Genomic DNA, 17,520 nt, shown 5'->3' on the forward strand with positions numbered 1-17,520 from the left:
GGCGGCCCGGGCCCGAGACGTCCAGGCCGCATCCTGCGCGCGCATCGGGCGCGACGTGACAATCCGGCGGCGGGGATGGACCCCGAAACGCCGGGGAAAGGCATGACATGACCGTGATTGCGGGCATCGGATTTTCCGCGCCGTGGCTGTTGCTGGCGCTTCTGGCACTGCCGGTGCTGTGGATCATCCTGCGCGCGGTGCCGCCGGCGCCGATCCGCCGGAGGTTCCCGGGCGTGGCGCTTCTGCTGGGGCTGTCGGACGAGGACACGGTGACCGACCGTACGCCGTGGTGGCTGCTGTTGCTGCGGGTGCTTGCCGTGGCCGCGGTGATTGTCGGGCTGGCCGGGCCGGTCCTGAACCCGCAGCGCGATGCGGGCGGGCGCGGGCCGCTTCTGATCCTGCTGGATGGCACCTGGGCCGGGGCGACCCGCTGGTCCGAGAAGCAGGACCTTGTCGCCGCGCAACTGGCCGAGGCCGGGCGCGCCAACCGCCCCGTCGCGGTGCTGCGTCTGACCGATCCCGAGGCGCCCAGCTTTCAGGCCGCCGATGCCTGGCGCAGTCGCATCGCGGGGCTGACGCCCGCGCCCTACGCCCCCACGCAGCGCCAGATCGACACCATGCTGACCGCGCTGGACGAGGCCGGCACCTTTGACACGCACTGGATTTCCGACGGGCTGGATTACGACGGCCGCGCGCGTGTGACCGAGGCGCTGCAGGCGCGGGGCGATCTGCGGGTCTATCAGACCGGCAGCGCGGTGATGGGACTGGCCCCGCCAGTCTTCGACGACGGCGCCATCGTGCTGACCGCTCGCCGCTCCGTGGCCGGACCGTCTCGCGACGTGGTGATCCTGGCCCAGGGGCGCGACCCGGCCGGCACGGCGCGGGTTCTCTCCACCGCGACCGCCACCTTCGAGGATGGCGCGCTGGAGGCCGAGACCGCCCTGTCCCTGCCCGCAGAGCTGCGCGCGCGGATCACCCGGTTCGAGATCCAGGCCCAGCAGTCCGCCGGCGCCACCACGCTGACCGACGACAGCCTGCGCCGCCGCGAGGTCGCGCTGATCTCGGGCCGCGAGGACCGCGAGGGGCTGCAGCTGCTTTCGCCGTTGCACTATCTGCACCAGGCGCTGCTGCCCTCGGCCGAGCTGCTGGAAGGCGCATTGCTCGACCTGCTGCCCGCAAATCCCGACGTGGTCGTGCTGGCCGATATCGCCACCCTGTCGCAGGCCGAATCCGAGGCGCTGGCCGCCTGGGTCGAAGATGGCGGAATGTTGCTGCGCTTTGCCGGGCCGCGGCTCGCCGCCAGCGATGTCAGCCGCGAGGACGAAGATCCGCTGATGCCCGTGCGCCTGCGCGCCGGGGGCCGGTCGGTCGGTGGCGCCATGAGCTGGGGCGAACCCAAGGGCCTGGCGCCCTTCGCGGCCGAGAGCCCCTTCTTCGGCCTGTCGATCCCCGAGGACGTCACGGTCAACGCCCAGGTCATGGCCCAGCCGGACCCGACCCTGGCCGACCGCGTCATCGCCTCGCTCGCCGACGGCACGCCGCTGGTCACCCGGAAGGAGCTGGGCCAGGGCCAGGTGGTGCTGTTCCATGTCACCGCCAATGCCGAATGGTCGACCCTGCCGCTCTCGGGTCTCTTCGTCGAGATGCTGGAACGGCTGGCGGTTTCCACCGCGACACAGGCGCCCTCGGCCATGGATCTGGAGGGCACGACATGGGAGCCGGTCCAGGTCATGGATGGCTACGGCGCCCTGTCCGAGGCTGGCACACGCCCCGGCGTGGACGGCCCCGACCTGGCCGAGGCGCCGCTGGGCCCCGAGCTGTTGCCCGGGATCTATGAGTCCGGCGACCGCAGGCTGGCCCGCAACGTGCTGACCGCCGAGACTGAGCTGATGCCCGCGACATGGCCGGCCGACGTCCCAGTCGAGGGGCTGGGCCTGGGCGCCGAACGCCCGCTGGGCGGACTGCTGCTGACGCTGGCGCTGGGGCTGCTGGCGGCCGATATCCTGGCCTCGCTGGCGCTGTCGGGCCGGCTGCGCGGGCAGCGGGCAGCCGCGGCGGCGCTGGCCATGCTGGCGCTGGGGCTGTCCCTGTCGATGGCGCACCAGGGCCAGGCGCAGGTCGTGGCGGACGAGGACGCCGCCCTGCGCGCGACCGAAGAGCTGGTGCTGGCCCATGTGATCACGGGCGATCCGCAGGTCGACGAGCTGGCCCATGCGGGGCTGCGGGGGCTGGGCGACACGCTGCGCTACCGCACCTCGGTCGAACCGGGCGATCCCGCCGGCGTGAACCTTGAGACCGATGAACTCGCCTTCTACCCGATGCTCTACTGGCCGGTCACGGCGGATCAGCCGATCCCCTCGGCCGAGGCCTATGCCCGGCTCAACGCCTACCTGCGTTCCGGCGGGCTGATCGTGTTCGACACCCGCGATGCCGACGTGGCCGGCTTCGGTGCCTCGAGCCCGAACGGCCGCCGCCTGCAACGGTTGGCCGCGCCGCTGGACATCCCGCCGCTGGAGCCGATCCCGCATGACCACGTGCTGACCCGCACCTTCTACCTGCTGCAGGATTTCCCCGGCCGCTATGCCAACCGCGATGTCTGGGTCGAATCCGCGCCGCCCGATGCCGAGCAGGTCGAAGGCATGCCGTTCCGCAACCTCAACGACGGGGTGACGCCGGTGATCATCGGCGGCAACGACTGGGCCGGCGCCTGGGCGGTGGATCAGAGCGGGCGGCCGGTGCTGCCGGTGGGGCGCGGCTTTGCCGGCGAACGGCAGCGTGAACTGGCCAACCGGTTCGGCGTGAACCTCGTGATGCACGTGCTCACGGGCAACTACAAATCGGACCAGGTGCACGTGCCTGCGCTCCTCGACAGGCTTGGCCAATGACTGGAACACTCGTTTTCGATCCGCTGATCCCATGGCAATTGCTGGCCGTGGTGGCGGTGCTGTCGCTGGCCGCGGTGATCTTTGCCGCCTGGCGCGGGCTGACCGGCTGGGCGCTGCGCGGGCTGGCCGCGCTGGTCGTGGTCGGCGCGCTGTCGGGCCCGGCCTACCAGGTCGAGGACCGCGCGCCCCTGTCGGACATCGTGGTGATGCTGGAGGACGAAAGTTCGTCGCAGAGCCTGTCGGACCGCCCGACCCAGACCGCCGAGGCCGCCGAGGCGCTGGCCGCCGAGATCGCCGAACGCCCCAACACGGAACTGCGCCGCGTGACCATCCCCGACGGGCCGGGCGATGCCGGCACCCAGGCGATGACCGCCCTGTCCGAGGCGCTGGCCGAAGAACCGCGCGCCCGCGTGGCGGGGATCATCCTGCTGTCGGACGGCCGGGTCCACGACCTGGAATTCGCCCCCGACCTGCCGGCGCCCACGCACCTTCTTCTTACGGGGCGCGAAGACGACTGGGACCGCCGCCTGACCGTGCGCAACGCCCCCGCCTTCGCCATCATCGGCGAGCCGGTGACCCTGACCCTGCGCATCGAGGATACCGGAGACGCCCCGGAAGGGGCGGCGACGGCCCCGCTCGACATCTCGGTCGATGGCGGAGAACCGGCGCGCTACGACGTGCCGATCGGACAGGACATCGACCTGCCCGTGACCCTGCCCCATGGCGGGCGCAACGTGATCCAGTTCTCCGTCCCCGAGGCGGAGGGCGAGCTGACCGACCGCAACAACACCGCGCTGATCCAGATGAACGGCGTCCGCGACCGCCTGCGTGTTCTGCTGGTCTCGGGCGAGCCCCACCCTGGTGGCCGCACCTGGCGCAACCTGCTGAAATCCGACAGCTCCGTCGATCTCGTGCATTTCACCATCCTGCGTCCGCCCGAGAAACAGGATGGCGTGCCGGTGGATGAGCTGTCGCTGATCGCCTTCCCCACGCGTGAGCTGTTCCTGGAAAAGGTCGACGATTTCGACCTGATCATCTTCGACCGCTACAAGCGGCGCGGCATCCTGCCCTCGCTCTACCTCGACAACGTGGCGCAATATGTCCGCAACGGCGGCGCCGTGCTGGTGGCGGCTGGCCCCGACTTCGCCAATGCCTCCTCCATCTACCGCTCGCCCCTGGGCGCGGTGCTGCCGGCCGAACCCACGGCGCGGGTGATCCAGGACCAGTACCGCCCCACGGTGACCGAGATCGGCGAACGCCACCCGGTGACCTCTGACCTGTCGGGCCAGGAGACCTGGGGCCCCTGGCTGCGCCAGATCGACGTGACGCCCTCGGAGGGCGAGGTGGTGATGACCGGCATCGACGACCGCCCGCTGCTGATTCTCGACCGGGTCGACGAGGGGCGCGTGGCGCTTCTGGCCTCCGATCACGCCTGGCTGTGGAACCGCGGCTACCAGGGCGGCGGCCCGCAGCTGGAACTGCTGCGCCGACTTGCCCACTGGATGATGAAGGAACCCGAGCTGGAGGAAGAGGCGCTCTGGGCCGAGGCCACCGGCCAGACCATGCGCATCATCCGCCGCACCCTGGGCGAAAGCGTGGGCACGGTCACCGTTACCCGCCCCGACGGCACCGAGGAGACGATCACGCTCCAGGAGGTCTCGCCGGGCCGCCATGAGGCGATGTACGACGGCCCGGAAATCGGGCTTTACCGGCTGTCCGAAGGCGATCAGGAGGCGGTCATCGGCCTCGGGCCCGCCGCCCCGCGCGAATTCGAACAGACCATCGCCACCGGTGACATCCTCGACCCGATCCTCGCCCCCCTGCGCGGCGGCATCCTGCGGCTCGAAGAGGGGCTGCCCACCCTCCGCAACGTCCGCGAAGGCCGCCCGGCCGCGGGCCGCGGCTGGATCGGCCTGACCCCCCGCGACGCCTACGAGACCCGCGATGTCCGCCAGACCCCGCTCCTGCCGCCCTGGCTGGTGCTGCTGCTGGCCTCGGGCTTCATCCTCGCCGGCTGGCTGCGCGAGGGCCGGCGCTGATCCCCCGGCGCCGTCCGGGCTCAGAGACTGCCGCAGAGGTACTCGTACAAAGGTAAACCCAGGGCCCGCTCTCCCGCTCCCGGCGGAACGCGCGGGCCCTTTCGCACGCCCCCCTCGTTCTTCTTGGCCCAAATACCTCCCGCCGGAGGCATCGCGCGGCATGCGCGATTTCAACGGTCGGTAAAATGCAGCCGCTTGAGGAGCAAGACCGGCCTCAGCCGTCCTCTTCCGCAAAGATCACGCCCCGGACCGTGCGGCTGAGCCCCCGCATCAGGGCCACGCGGCGCCCGTCCGGGCCGGTCACCGTCACGTCGTAGACACCGGACCGGCCGATGCGCGACACCTCCACGCAGGTGGCGCTCAGGCGCTCGCCGGGCTGACCCGGAGAGAGGTAGGTGATCGTGTTCTCCTGCGCCACCGTGACCTGGTTGTAGCTGTTGCAGGCACAGGCAAAGGCGCTGTCGGCCAGGGTGAAGATGCAGCCGCCGTGACAGATGCCGTGGCCGTTCAGGTGCTGGGCCTGCACCTCGAAGGACAGGGTCGCCGTGCCGGGGCCGATGGCGTCGAGCCGCGCGCCCAGCTGCCGCGCGGCGGCATCCCCCTCCCAGAGCGCGGCCGCGCTGCGATCTGCCCGCTCCTGCGGCGTCATCGGCATGATCCTCCCTGCCCCCGGGACAGGACCACGCCGCAGTCCCGCCGGTCAAGCCGGCGCAGGGAGTGCAAGGTTGAGCGGCAGCGGCGGCAGGGGCGTTGTCCATTTTGATGCAAGAGGCTTGAATCGCCGGCCATTCAGCGCAACTCTGGGACATGACCATGCAGCCGCCCACGCCGATACCCGCCGGCCCCTCCCGCGGGATCCCGAGCCAGGTCGCATTCGACCGGCGCGAGCTTTCCGAAATCCTGTCGATCTATGGCCGCATGGTGGCGGCCGGGGAATGGCGCGATTACGGGATATCCTGCCTTGGGGACATGGCCGTCTTCTCGGTGTTCCGGCGGACGGCGGAAAACCCGCTTTATCGGATCGAGAAACGGCCAAAGCTTCGCAACCGGCAGGGGATGTATTCCGTCGTCGGCATGGACGGGCAGGTCCTGAAACGCGGCCATGACCTGAAATCGGTGCTGCGCGTGCTGGAACGCAAGCTGATCCGCGCGGTGGACTAGGCCGGCCCCGCCTGCCGTGGCGTCCCGGGCCGGACGCCTGCGATGAACTCCCGGGGTCAGGACGCCTGTCCGGTGCCCGGCGATTGACGTCGCGTTCATCCGAAACCCCGCTCACTCTCGCGTGTTTCCCCGGGGGCGCCGGCCTATAGTCGCCGCGCCTCCTGCCGGCCAGGCGGCGCTGGAACGCGGCAGTCCCGGGCCGCAATTGCCGGGACGCACCGTCAAGGGCATCCATTCATGAAGTGCATTCTCCATATCGGCACGGCGAAGACCGGCACCACGCTGATCCAGCAATGGCTCTACAGCAACCGCGAGGCGCTGAGTGCGCGGGGCGTCTATCTCTCCGACATGCTGGAGAAACCGAACAACCGCCTTCTGCCGGCCTTTTTCATGGCCCGCCTGGAAAGCTGGGCGAAGGCCCGGCGGATCACCACGCCCGAACAGAAGGCGGCCCATTTCAAAGGCTTCCCGGACCGCTTCCGGGCCGAGATCGCCGAGGCGTCCAGGACCCATTCCCATTTCGTGATCACCAGCGAATACATGCACGCCCGGATGGACGATCCCGACGAGATCCGGGCGCTGCGGGCGTTTCTGGTCGAGGTCTTCGACAACGTCACGGTCGTCTGCTACTTCCGCAACCAGTTCGACCTGATCGTGTCCCGCTACAGCACCGCGCTGAAAAAGAACGCTCGATCCGACCTTCAAAGCTTCCTGAACGCGGCCAGCCCCGAGGATGGCTTCTACAATTACCTGGCCGTCGCCGACCTCTGGGCGGCGGCCTTCGGGCGCGAGAATTGCGATTTCCGGATCTACGACCGGGCGGAGTTTCCGGGCGGCGACATCCGGCTGGATTTCCTGAACCGGATCGACCCGGCGCTGGACGCGGGTGCGCTCGATTTCTCGGTCGAGAGCGCGAATGAATCGCTTTATGCGCTGCAGGTCAGCGCCTTCCGCGCGCTGAACGCCCGGATCCCCTACTGGAAGGGGGAGAGTGGCGGGCAGAACCTGCTGAACCGCCGGATCAAGGCGGCCCTGTCTAAGGTCGAGACGCTGAAGGTCGGGCGCGTGCAATCCGACGCGCGGGCCGAGATCGAGCAGAGGTTCGATGCCTCCAACCGGGCCTTCTTCCAGAAATATTTCGGGTGCGGGAACCGGTTCCACGCGGGCGGTCCGCAGGCGGATCCGGGGCCGGACCTTTCGATGGGGCAGGTGCAGCAGATCGTGGGCGATGTCGTCTCGGCGCTGCTGCCCTTCGCCGAACAAGGGCTGGAGGCCGAAGATGCCCGGGCGCTGACCGGGATGGCGGACAAGATCGAGAGCGGCGGCACCCTGTCCACGCAGGAGGCGCAGATCCTGCGCGCCCTGGCGCGGAAGGCAAAGCCGGGCGGCCCCGCCGCCGACCGCAAGAGGCCGAAGGCGCCCCGGACCCGGCGCGAGGCCCGGCAAGGGAAAGTCGAAAGCTGACCGTCTCCCGCGCCGACCGGGGTCGGGGCGCGTTCCGGCCATGATGCGCAAGCGCCCGGGGTATGGAACGGCAAGGTCCGGGCGGCCAGGGCCGGTGACGGCCCGGGCGGCTCAGGGCCGGGCGATCCTCAGGATCTCGCCGAATTCCTTCTTCGCGATCCGGGTGCGGGCCTCTTCGAAAGGCTCCACCGCGACGGCCATGTGATGGGCATTGGCGTGGATCATCTGCGTTGCGTTCAGCATGAGCGCAACGTGGCCCTTCCAGAACACCAGGTCCCCGCGCCGCAGATCATCCCCGGCATCGTCCCAGAGTTTGGCCTGCAGATCGCTGTCACGTGGACAGCTGCGCCCGGCGGCGTGGAAGGCGAATTGCACCAGCCCCGAACAATCGATCCCCAGCGTGCTGTTGCCCCCCCAAAGATAGGGCGTTCCGAGAAAGGCCTCGGCGACGGCCACCGGATCCTCTGCCTGCCAGGACAGCCGCGCCAAGTGCTGCGCGGGGACGAATCCGCCGGTCGTCAGCTCGGCGAACTCCTCGGTCTCGTCCACCACCGCCAGCTCGGAGAAACAGCTTAGCTGCAGCCGGTCGGGCGACTTGATGTCGTCCAGCGTGTAGATGTGGGTCGACCTTGCGGTGACGCGATGGGTCGGCTCGGGCGCATCGTGCAGCACGTCGCCACGCAGGTAGCCGACATAGCCGTCGGCGGGGTCGAAGCCGAAGGCCCAGCCGTTGCGCTCTTCGAGCAGGACAAAGGCCTGCCCGAACAGAAGCTGCTTGTCGCGTTTGCCCCCGGGCGAGGCGCAGAGATCGGCCACTGGCACGCGGATCCTCCGGGTCACTCCGGGGACCAGCGGGCGGTCGGTGAGCTGGCCTTCGAGGCTGTCGTGCCCGATGCGCGCGTTGGCGCGCCAGAACCGGCGGTCGGTCATTGCTTCAGGATCTCCGGAATGGCCTCCAGCAGGGCGCGCGCGCCCATGCCGACGCCGCCCTTGGGGCGGGCAGGGAAGGAGGACTGGCTCCAGCCGTAGATGTCGAAATGCATGTAGGGGGTTTCGGTCACGAAGCGGCGCAGGAAGAGCGCGGCGGTGATCGAGCCGGCGAACCCGCCAGAAGGTGCGTTGTCGAGATCGGCGATGCCGGGTTCGATCAGTGGCTCGTACGCGTTGTGGAACGGCATTCGCCAGACCGGGTCCGACACGCGTTGCGCGGCCGAGGCAAGTGCCGTGGCGGTGCTGTCGTCATCCACGTAGAACGGCGCCAGGTCCTGGCCCACCGCGACCCGCGCGGCGCCGGTCAGCGTGGCCATCGAGATGATGAGATCCGGCTTGTCCTCATCGGCGAGCGCCAGCGCATCGGCCAGCACCAGCCGCCCCTCGGCGTCGGTGTTGTTGATCTCGACCGTCAGCCCCTTGCGCGAGGGCAGGATGTCGCCGGGGCGGAAGGCATTGCCCGCCACCGCGTTTTCCACCGCCGGGATCAGCACCCGCAGTTGCAGCGGCAGACCCAGCGCCATGATGTCCTGCGCCAGTCCCAGAACGGTCGCGGCGCCGCCCATGTCCTTTTTCATGATCCCCATGGACCCGCCGGGCTTCAGGTTCAGCCCGCCGGTGTCGAAACACACGCCCTTGCCGACCAGCGTCAGCTTCGGCCCGTCCGAGCCCCAGGACATGTCGATCAGCCGCGGCGCGCGGGTAGAGGCGCGGCCGACCGTGTGGATCAGCGGGAAATTGGCCTCCAGCAGCGCCTCGCCCTCGGTCACCGAGATGTCGGCGCCGAAACGGGTGGCGAGATCGCGCGCGGCGGCCTCCAGCTCGGCGGGGCCCATGTCGTTGGCGGGCGTGTTGATCAGGTCGCGGGTCAGCGCCTCGCCGGCGGCCAGCGCCTCGACCCGGGCGGCGTCGATACCGTCCGGGGCGACGAGGGTCGCGCCGTCGCGCGGAGTGCCGGCATATTCGGTGAAGGCGTAACCGGTCAGCAGCCAGCCCAGGCATTCGGTCTCCAGGTCACCGGCGGGCAGGGAGGAGGCCAGGCGATAGGCGCCGGAAGGCAGGCTGGCGGCGACGGCGGCCAGCGGGAAACGGCCCCGCGCACGCTGTGCCGCGGTCCCGAAGCCCCCCAGCGCAAGCTCCGGTGTGCCGTCGGCCCCGGGGATCAGCAGCGTCTCGCCGATGCCGGCGGCAAAGCCGCTGGCGCGGACCCAGGCGGTCACCCGGTCGGACTGGTCCTTGAGGAAATCGTCCAGCCCGTCCTGCGCAAGGATATGCAGCGGTAACGCGTCGGTCTCGGGGGCGGCGAAAGTGAGGGGCATGGATCTGCGGTCTCCGGCAAGTGTCGCGCACAGACTATGCCTGCCAGCGGTGGCTGCAAGGGGCTGTCGGGCCGGAGGCCGTCGGGGAAGGCAGGCCAGGGCGGCGGGTGACGCGGTCCCGGCCGCCTGCCGGAGGGCGGGATCGCAGCACGGGCCGGCCCCAGACACACGAAAACCCGGCAGAGCCGGGCGGTCAGGTCAGGGCATTGAGGGACGTTCAGACCGAGAGATCCTGCAGATCCCAGACCGCGGTCAGAGAGCGCGCGCCGATCCGGATCAGCCGGGTCAGCGTGGCCGAGGTGGCCACCCCGTCGCAGGCGTCGATCGCCTGGGTGACATCGCCGGCCACCCGGGCGAGCGAGTTCATCCCCACCTGTTCGGCAATGGCGATCAGCGACCGGGCACATTTGCGCAACCCGTCCAGGTCGTCGCGCCGCCAGAGCCGTTCGCAATGCGACAGGCGCACGGCGAGCTCCTCGATCGCGCGGCAGACCACGTCCTCCGCGCCAGCCTCTCCGAGTTGAAGGTAAAGATCTCCCAGACGGGAAGGATCAAGCCGCACGGTTTCGTCCGGCGTCAGTTCTACAACGTCCACCACCATATTGTCCCCACATCATTGCCCCCACGGCAACGCTCAGTCTTGGCGCAGGAATGTTTGCAAAAGGTTGCCCTCGGGATCTGTTATCTCTCGAATTTTCCCCGAAACGCGCTTATCTGCGGCGGGACGACCGCATTTGATCACGTCATCTAACCAGGGATTACGGACCATGAAACATGCTCGGCCTCTGCCAAACTACCTTCTCCAGCGGTATCACGGCTGGAAGGCGACCTCTTTCGCCGAGAACAGGTCATGGTACCGAAAACTGGCCGACGAGGGGCAGCGCCCCAGGGCCATGGTGATTTCCTGCTGCGACAGCCGGGTGCACGTGACCTCGATCTTCGGTGCGGATTCGGGAGAGTTCTTCATCCACCGCAACATCGCCAACCTGGTGCCGCCCTACGAGCCCGACGGCGACCACCACGGCACCTCGGCCGCGGTGGAATACGCGGTCACGGTTCTGAAGGTCTCGCACCTGCTGGTGCTGGGGCATTCGCAATGCGGCGGCGTGAAGGGCTGCCTGGACATGTGCAAGGGCGACGCGCCCGAGCTGGAGGTCAAGGAAAGCTTCGTCGGCCGCTGGATGGATATCCTGAAGCCCAAGTACGACAAGGTGGCAGACCTGCCGGACAATGTCGCGCAGGAACGCGCGCTCGAGAAGGAGGCGGTGCTGACCTCGCTCGACAACCTGATGAGCTTCCCCTTCGTGGAAGAGCGCGTGGCCTCCGGAGAGCTGGGCCTGCACGGGCTGTGGACCGATATCGGTGAAGGCGGGCTGCAGGTCTATGACCCGGCACGCGGGGAATTCCTGGCGGTCTGATCCGGCGGGACGAGCAAAGGCGCGGCGGTCCGTTTCCGGGGACGCCGCGCAACGCGCCCCGTGCGGGTGCCGCGTCGGGTCCTGATTTTGCCCGGGCGATCCATAAAATTTTAGGGGTTTGTTAAGCCTTCTCCGGTCTGATCCGGGCATGGCTATGGAAGAAGAACCCCTGCGGCTGCCGCGCGACATGCGGCTGATCCTGCACGAAATGGCCCGGGACGAGGATATCACCCCCGGCCAGCTGGTGCGGCGTCTGATTTCGAAGGAGATCTCGCGCCGTCTCAACGCGAGACCGCCTGACAGGGCGGATGAGCAGCTCGTCGCTCCCTTGCGGGCGCGCCTCGCCCCCGACCTGTCCGAGGCCCCGACGTGGCAGGACCTGCACGTGCGGCTGCGTGACAAGGGGTTCGAATTGCGGGAAGCGGGCGGCGGGCTGGCGCTGCATGCCTTTCCCGACGGACGCCGGATCTGCAAGGCATCCGACCTGGGCTTCGGCTACAGCCGGCTGATGCGCCGCATCGGGGCGCCATTTCCCGGTCATCGCCACCGCTCGCTGACGGACCGGGTGTTGCCCACCCCCGAACAGGATCCGGAGATGGACGATCATGTCTTCGAGGTCATGAAGACGCCGTGACCGGCGCCCGATGACCCGGCATCAGGCCTTCTTCAGCACCCGGTTGCCCAGAACCTCGGCGATCTGCACCGCGTTCAGCGCCGCGCCCTTGCGCAGGTTGTCGCTGACGCACCACAGGTTCAGCCCGTTCTCGATCGTTCCGTCCTGGCGGATCCGGCTGATGAAGGTGGCGAAGTCACCCACGCATTCGACCGGCGTGACGTAGCCGCCGTCCTCGCGCTTGTCGATCACCATGATCCCCGGCGCCTCGCGCAGGATGTCGCGGGCCTCGTCCTCGTCGAGGAAATCCTCGAACTCGATGTTGATCGCCTCGGCATGGCCGACAAAGACCGGCACCCGCACGCAGGTCGCCGTGACCTTGATCTTGGGGTCGACGATCTTCTTCGTCTCCGCGGCCATCTTCCACTCTTCCTTGGTGGAGCCGTCTTCCATGAAGACGTCGATATGAGGGATCACGTTGAAGGCGATCTGCTTGGTGAACTTCTTCGCCGGCTTGTCGTCGGTCGGGTTGTAGACGGCCTTGGTCTGGTCCCAGAGCTCGTCCATCCCGTCCTTGCCGGCGCCCGACACGGACTGGTAGGTCGACACGACCACCCGCTTGATCCGCGCCCGGTCATGCAGCGGCTTCAGCGCCACGACCATCTGCGCGGTCGAGCAGTTCGGGTTGGCGATGATGTTCTTCTTGGAATATCCCTCGATCGCGTCGGCATTCACCTCGGGCACGATCAGCGGCACGTCCGGGTCGTAGCGGTAGAGCGACGAGTTGTCGATCACCACGCAGCCGGCGGCCGCGGCCTTGGGCGCGTACTTCTTCGTGGCGTCCGAGCCGATGGCGAACAGCGCGATGTCCCAACCGGTGAAGTCGAACGTGTCCAGGTCCTTGGTCTTGAGTGTGGTGTCGCCGAAGCTCACCTCGGTGCCCAGCGATTTTCGGCTGGCCAGCACGGCGATCTCATCCACCGGAAACGCGCGCTCGGCCAGGATGTTGAGCATTTCGCGGCCCACGTTGCCCGTGGCGCCTGCGACGACGACTTTGTAACCCATCTCTTCGTTCTCCTTTGACGGGCGCGACATAATGGATCGGCCCGCAGAATGAAATAGGCCCCGCCATGAATACCGGTTGCCGGGGCCATGATGCATCGTGATTTCGCGGCGAAAGCGGCCGTTCCGGGGCAGATCCGCCCGCAACCGGCGCCTTTCCCTCAGCGCATCCAGGCCGACATCTTCGCTCGCGCGGCCGAGACCAGAAGCTGCACATCGATTCCCACCGCCAGGAACCGCGTGCCATGCGACAGGTACAGCTCTGCCGTCTCGTCATCCAGGGCCAGGCAGCCCGGCGGCTTGCCCGAGGCGGCGATGCGGTCCAGCGCGTCGCAGATCAGCTTTTGCGCCTCGGGGTGCTTGGAATTGCCCAGATGGCCCATGTCGGCCGACAGGTCCGCCGGGCCGATGAACACCCCGTCGATCCCCTCGACGGCGAGGATCTCGTCCAGGTTCTCGACCCCCTTGACGGTTTCGACCTGCACCAGCACGCAGATCTGGTCGTTCGCGGTGGTCACGTAATCCGGCAGCCCGCCGAACCGCCCCGCCCGCGCCGCCGCCGCGCCCACGCCCCGGATGCCCGAGGTCGGATAGCGGCAGGCCCGCACCAGCGCCCGGGCCTGGTCGGCGGTTTCCACCAGCGGCACCAGGATCGTCTGCGCGCCCACGTCCAGCGTCTGTTTCAGCACCCAGTCAAGCCCGGTCGGCACCCGCACGATCGGCGTGGACACGCTGGCCTCAAGCGCGATCAGCTGGTCGCGGATCGAGCGGATGTCGTTCGCCCCGTGCTCGCCGTCGATCAGCAGCCAGTCGAACCCGATGGAGCCCATGATCTCGGCCGGGGCCGCCTCGGCGAAGCTCAGCCAGCAGCCGATCAGCGTCTCTCCGGCCAGCAGCCGTTGCTTGAACTGGTTCGTGGGGGCGGGCATGGGCGGATCCTCCTGTTAACCTGTCTCCAATCCCTGCGCGATCTCCCGGATCACGTCCAGCGCCATCATCACGTCGGCCTCTGTCGTCTCGAAGGAACCGGCCTGGAACCGGATCACCAGGGCGCCGTCGACGCGCGTCTGGGTCAGGTAGATCCGGCCGTCGTCGTTGATCGCATCCACCAGCCGCTGGTTCAGCGCGTCGAGGTCGGAGGCCCCATCGGGCACGTAGCGGAAGGAGAACAGCGACCACATCGGCGGGGTGACGATCTCGAACCCCGGCTCTTCGGCCAGCCGGTCATGCAGCGCGCGGGCCCAGCGGACATGGTTGCGCAGCACGGTCCGCAGCCCGTCCAGCCCGTAGCTGCGGATCAGGAACCACAGTTTCAGCGCGCGGAACCGGCGGCCCAGCGGCACGGACCATTCGGAATAGTTGATGATCCCGTCCTTGCCGTGGGTCTTGAGGTACTCCGGCCGGATCGCCAGCGTCCGCACAAGGTCCTCGGGCGCGCGCACGAAATGCGCAGAACAGTCGAAATTCGCGCCAAGCCACTTGTGCGGATTGAACACGATGCTGTCGGCGCGCTCGACCCCCGCCCACATCTCGCGGAACTCGGGGCAGATCATGGCCGAGCCGGACCAGGCGGCGTCGACATGTGTATATAGTCCTTCGGACTCGGCGACCTCCATGACCTGCGCGACCGGGTCGGTGGCGCCGACCCCGGTGGCGCCCACGCAAAGGATCACGCCCGCGGGCTGCAGCCCCGCCGCGCGGTCCGCCGCGATCAGCGCGCGCAGGGCGTCGGGGTCCATGCCCCGGTTCTCTCCCTTGATCGGCACGCGCACCAGGTTCTCGGCCCCGATGCCGGCGATCCAGATCGCCCGGTCGATCGAGGTATGCACCTCGGCCGAACAATAGACCCGCAGCGGCGCGCGCGCGAACAGCCCCTTGGTATTGCCGGTGAAATCCAGCGCCCTTTCCCGCATTGTCAGCACGGCGGCAAGTGTCGCGGTCGAGGCACTGTCCTGGATCACCCCGGCAAAGCCCTCGGGCAGGCCGATGGCCTGGCGCAGCCAGTCCATGACGCGGGTCTCCATCTCGGTTCCCGCCGGAGAGGTCTGCCAGATGAGGCAGTTCGGCGCGATCGCAGAGACCAGGAATTCAGCAAGGACCGAGGGCGCGGCTGCGTTCGCGTTGAAATAGGCGAAAAACCGCGGGTGTTGCCAATGGGTGATCCCGGGCATCACGACCCGCTCGAAATCGGCAAAGATGTCCTCCATCGGTTCGCCGGCCTCGGGGGGCGCGGGGGGCAGGGCCTCCAGTACCTCGCCCGGGCGGGACTGCGCGCGCACGGGCAAATCCCCGACGTTTTCTCGATAATCCTGCGTCCAGTCGGCGATCCGATGTGCCCAGCTGCCGAAATCCGTCCAGTCCATTCCCATGCTCCTCTTCTCTGGTCCGAGGCCTAGCCGTGCCGCGCTGGCCGGGCAAGGCGGCAGGCGCCTCGGCAAATTCCTGCCGTCATTCCTCAGTACCCGCTAGGGTGGAAAGACGATCCGCCATTGCACCTTTCGTTGCACGGCGGCAAGAAAGGCCCATGCCAGCCAAGATCACCCCAACGTCCCGTTCCCTGCCGATCGTGCTTTTGCGCGCGCGGGAACAGGTCATGGGTCCGATCCGGACGATGCTGGCCGACGTGGGGATAACCGAGCAGCAATGGCGTGTCCTGCGGGTTCTGGACGAATTCGGCCCGTCGGATCCGACGCGGATCGCCGACGCCGCCTCGCTGCTGCTGCCCAGCCTCACGCGGATCCTGCAGAAGCTGGACGCCAAGCGGCTGATCGAGCGCAGTACCGATCCGGTCGACCGCCGCCGCCAGATCGTTCAGATCACGCCGGCCGGGTCCCGGCTGATCGCCGACAACCTCGCGTCCTCCGTCAGGTTGACGCGCAGTGTCGAGGATCGGCTTGGCACCGAGAAGTACAATCAGCTGCTGGACCTGCTGAGCGAACTCAGCGCACTGGATCTCAACGATAAATCCTGACCCGGGGCGCGCGGTTTTCGCCCGTCGCGCCCCCCTGTGGCAGTCGCGAAGTGCTGCAGGCGTCATCACGACCCCCCAACCGTCGCCCAATTGCTGCGCAGTTGCAGGTTCCGCTACGCTATGCGTTTCCTGCTTTTGAAATTGATCTGCTTACTGCTACGTTCGCCTCATGACAGAAAGATCGCCCTTTTTCGACGAAATGTACGGCTTCGGAGAGCAGGCTCGACAGCCGTACAGCGACTATAATTCCTGGTTCTCCCAGGAAGACGTGGGCCGGCTCAGGAAGAAAAGCGAACAGGCGGAAGCTTTCTTTCGCCTGACCGGGATCACCTTTAACGTGTATGGTGTCGAAGAGGCGACCGAGCGTCTGATCCCCTTCGACCTGGTGCCCAGGATCCTGACCAGCCGCGAATGGGCGACGCTGGAAAAGGGCATCGAACAGAGGGTGCGGGCGATCAATTCGTTCCTGCACGACATCTATCACCGGCAGGAGATCCTGCGCGCCGGCCGCATCCCGGTCGAGATGGTGGCCCAGAACGACGCGTTCTTGCCGCAGATGATCGGCGTGGCGCCTCCGGGCAACATCTATACCCACATCACCGGCACCGACCTTGTCCGCACGGGCGAGGATGAATTCTACGTCCTCGAAGACAATGCCCGCACGCCCTCCGGCGTCTCCTACATGCTGGAGAACCGCGAGACGATGCTGCACATGTTCCCCGAGCTTTTCAGCCGGATCAACGTCCGCGCGGTCAGCCACTACCCGCGCAGCCTGCGCCGCTCGTTGTCGTCTTGTCGGCCGACGATCTGCGACGGGCCGCCGACCCTGGCGGTGCTGACGCCGGGGATTCACAACTCGGCCTATTTCGAACATGCGTTCCTGGCCGACCAGATGGGTGTCGAACTGGTCGAGGGCCACGATCTGCGCGTGGTCGACGGCCGCGTGGCGATGCGCACGACCCGGGGCTACAAGCCGATCGACGTGATCTATCGCCGGGTCGATGACGAATTCCTCGACCCGATGACCTTCAATCCCGACTCTGTCCTGGGCGTGCCGGGGATCATGGATGTCTACCGCGCGGGCGGGATCACCATCGCCAACGCGCCGGGCACCGGCATCGCCGACGACAAGGCGATCTACAGCTACATGCCCGACATCGTCGAATTCTACACCGGCGAACAGCCCATCCTGAAGAACGTGCCGACCTGGCGCTGTTCCGAACCGGATGCGTTCAAATACGTGAAGGAAAATCTCGAAGAGCTGGTGGTCAAGGAGGTCCACGGCTCGGGCGGCTACGGCATGCTGGTGGGCCCGGCGGCCTCGAAGAAGGAAATCGCCGAGTTCCGCACCAAGCTGGAGGCCAAGCCGGGCAATTATATCGCCCAGCCGACCCTGTCGCTGTCGACGGTGCCGATCCTGACCAAGGCGGGCCTGGCCCCGCGCCACGTGGACCTGCGGCCCTTCGCACTGGCGTCCCCCGGCGGGGTGGAGATCATCCCCGGCGGGCTGACCCGGGTGGCGCTGAAGAAAGGATCGCTGGTCGTGAATTCCAGCCAGGGAGGCGGCACCAAGGACACCTGGGTGCTGGAGGACTAAG

General features: G+C 68.0%; 15 protein-coding genes. 8 read left to right on the forward strand and 7 right to left on the reverse strand.

Going from position 1 to position 17,520, the window contains the following annotated elements; genetic code table 11:
- The first annotated feature begins 107 nt into the window (after positions 1–107).
- Entirely contained in the window at positions 108–2,885 is a 2,778-nt protein-coding gene (locus tag ATO3_RS06995; protein WP_088649103.1) for a DUF4159 domain-containing protein, read from the forward strand.
- A complete protein-coding gene (locus ATO3_RS07000; protein WP_088649104.1) occupies positions 2,882–4,924 on the forward strand; it encodes a DUF7408 domain-containing protein in 2,043 nt (680 codons plus the stop codon). Before ATO3_RS06995 ends, ATO3_RS07000 begins: the two co-directional genes overlap by 4 nt.
- A gap of 214 nt (positions 4,925–5,138) precedes the next feature.
- Here the strand turns inward: ATO3_RS07000 and paaI are convergent, their stop codons facing one another.
- Positions 5,139–5,573, reverse strand: a complete 435-nt coding sequence (gene paaI / locus ATO3_RS07005; protein ID WP_088649105.1) for a hydroxyphenylacetyl-CoA thioesterase PaaI — start codon at positions 5,571–5,573, stop codon at positions 5,139–5,141.
- Positions 5,574–5,731: 158 nt separating this feature from the next.
- On the opposite strand from paaI, the gene ATO3_RS07010 reads away from it, so the two are divergent.
- Both ATO3_RS07010 and ATO3_RS07015 read left to right on the forward strand, forming a co-directional pair.
- Positions 5,732–6,085: a DUF2794 domain-containing protein gene (locus tag ATO3_RS07010; RefSeq protein ID WP_088649106.1), complete on the forward strand. Its 354-nt coding sequence runs from the start codon at positions 5,732–5,734 to the stop codon at positions 6,083–6,085.
- Positions 6,086–6,322: 237 nt separating this feature from the next.
- Positions 6,323–7,549: a hypothetical protein gene (locus ATO3_RS07015; protein ID WP_088649107.1), complete on the forward strand. Its 1,227-nt coding sequence runs from the start codon at positions 6,323–6,325 to the stop codon at positions 7,547–7,549.
- Between the two features lie 111 nt (positions 7,550–7,660).
- Here the strand turns inward: ATO3_RS07015 and ATO3_RS07020 are convergent, their stop codons facing one another.
- The 3 genes from ATO3_RS07020 to ATO3_RS07030 all read right to left on the reverse strand — a co-directional run bounded on the left by ATO3_RS07020 (position 7,661) and on the right by ATO3_RS07030 (position 10,459).
- A complete protein-coding gene (locus ATO3_RS07020) occupies positions 7,661–8,479 on the reverse strand; it encodes a C40 family peptidase (RefSeq protein ID WP_088649108.1) in 819 nt (272 codons plus the stop codon).
- The gene (locus ATO3_RS07025) at positions 8,476–9,858 is read right to left on the reverse strand and encodes a leucyl aminopeptidase family protein (protein WP_088649109.1); all 1,383 of its coding nucleotides are present in this window, start codon (positions 9,856–9,858) and stop codon (positions 8,476–8,478) included. Before ATO3_RS07025 ends, ATO3_RS07020 begins: the two co-directional genes overlap by 4 nt.
- A gap of 217 nt (positions 9,859–10,075) precedes the next feature.
- Positions 10,076–10,459, reverse strand: coding sequence for a hypothetical protein (locus ATO3_RS07030; protein ID WP_198963218.1), 384 nt, complete (start codon positions 10,457–10,459; stop codon positions 10,076–10,078).
- Positions 10,460–10,625: 166 nt separating this feature from the next.
- Here ATO3_RS07030 and ATO3_RS07035 point away from each other — a divergent pair, with 166 nt between their 5' ends.
- Both ATO3_RS07035 and ATO3_RS07040 read left to right on the forward strand, forming a co-directional pair.
- On the forward strand, positions 10,626–11,276 hold the full coding sequence (locus ATO3_RS07035) for a carbonic anhydrase (protein WP_088649110.1): 651 nt from the start codon (positions 10,626–10,628) through the stop codon (positions 11,274–11,276).
- A gap of 154 nt (positions 11,277–11,430) precedes the next feature.
- Complete coding sequence (locus tag ATO3_RS07040) at positions 11,431–11,910, forward strand: hypothetical protein (protein ID WP_233152055.1); 480 nt, start codon at positions 11,431–11,433, stop codon at positions 11,908–11,910.
- 21 nt (positions 11,911–11,931) lie between these two features.
- Here the strand turns inward: ATO3_RS07040 and ATO3_RS07045 are convergent, their stop codons facing one another.
- The 3 genes from ATO3_RS07045 to ATO3_RS07055 form a co-directional block, all read right to left on the reverse strand.
- Positions 11,932–12,954: an aspartate-semialdehyde dehydrogenase gene (locus ATO3_RS07045; RefSeq protein ID WP_088649112.1), complete on the reverse strand. Its 1,023-nt coding sequence runs from the start codon at positions 12,952–12,954 to the stop codon at positions 11,932–11,934.
- A gap of 158 nt (positions 12,955–13,112) precedes the next feature.
- On the reverse strand, positions 13,113–13,880 hold the full coding sequence (locus ATO3_RS07050; RefSeq protein ID WP_088649113.1) for an HpcH/HpaI aldolase family protein: 768 nt from the start codon (positions 13,878–13,880) through the stop codon (positions 13,113–13,115).
- Between the two features lie 15 nt (positions 13,881–13,895).
- Complete coding sequence (locus ATO3_RS07055; RefSeq protein ID WP_088649114.1) at positions 13,896–15,314, reverse strand: pyridoxal phosphate-dependent decarboxylase family protein; 1,419 nt, start codon at positions 15,312–15,314, stop codon at positions 13,896–13,898.
- Positions 15,315–15,475: 161 nt separating this feature from the next.
- On the opposite strand from ATO3_RS07055, the gene hpaR reads away from it, so the two are divergent.
- Together hpaR and ATO3_RS07065 are read left to right on the forward strand one after the other, a co-directional pair.
- Positions 15,476–15,922, forward strand: coding sequence for a homoprotocatechuate degradation operon regulator HpaR (gene hpaR, locus ATO3_RS07060; RefSeq protein WP_088649115.1), 447 nt, complete (start codon positions 15,476–15,478; stop codon positions 15,920–15,922).
- Between the two features lie 169 nt (positions 15,923–16,091).
- Entirely contained in the window at positions 16,092–17,519 is a 1,428-nt protein-coding gene (locus ATO3_RS07065) for a circularly permuted type 2 ATP-grasp protein (protein ID WP_088649116.1), read from the forward strand.
- The last annotated feature ends 1 nt before the right edge of the window (position 17,520 follow it).

The sequence above is a fragment of the Marinibacterium profundimaris genome, assembly GCF_002210095.1.
GTDB classification, from domain to species: Bacteria; Pseudomonadota; Alphaproteobacteria; order Rhodobacterales; family Rhodobacteraceae; genus Marinibacterium; species Marinibacterium profundimaris.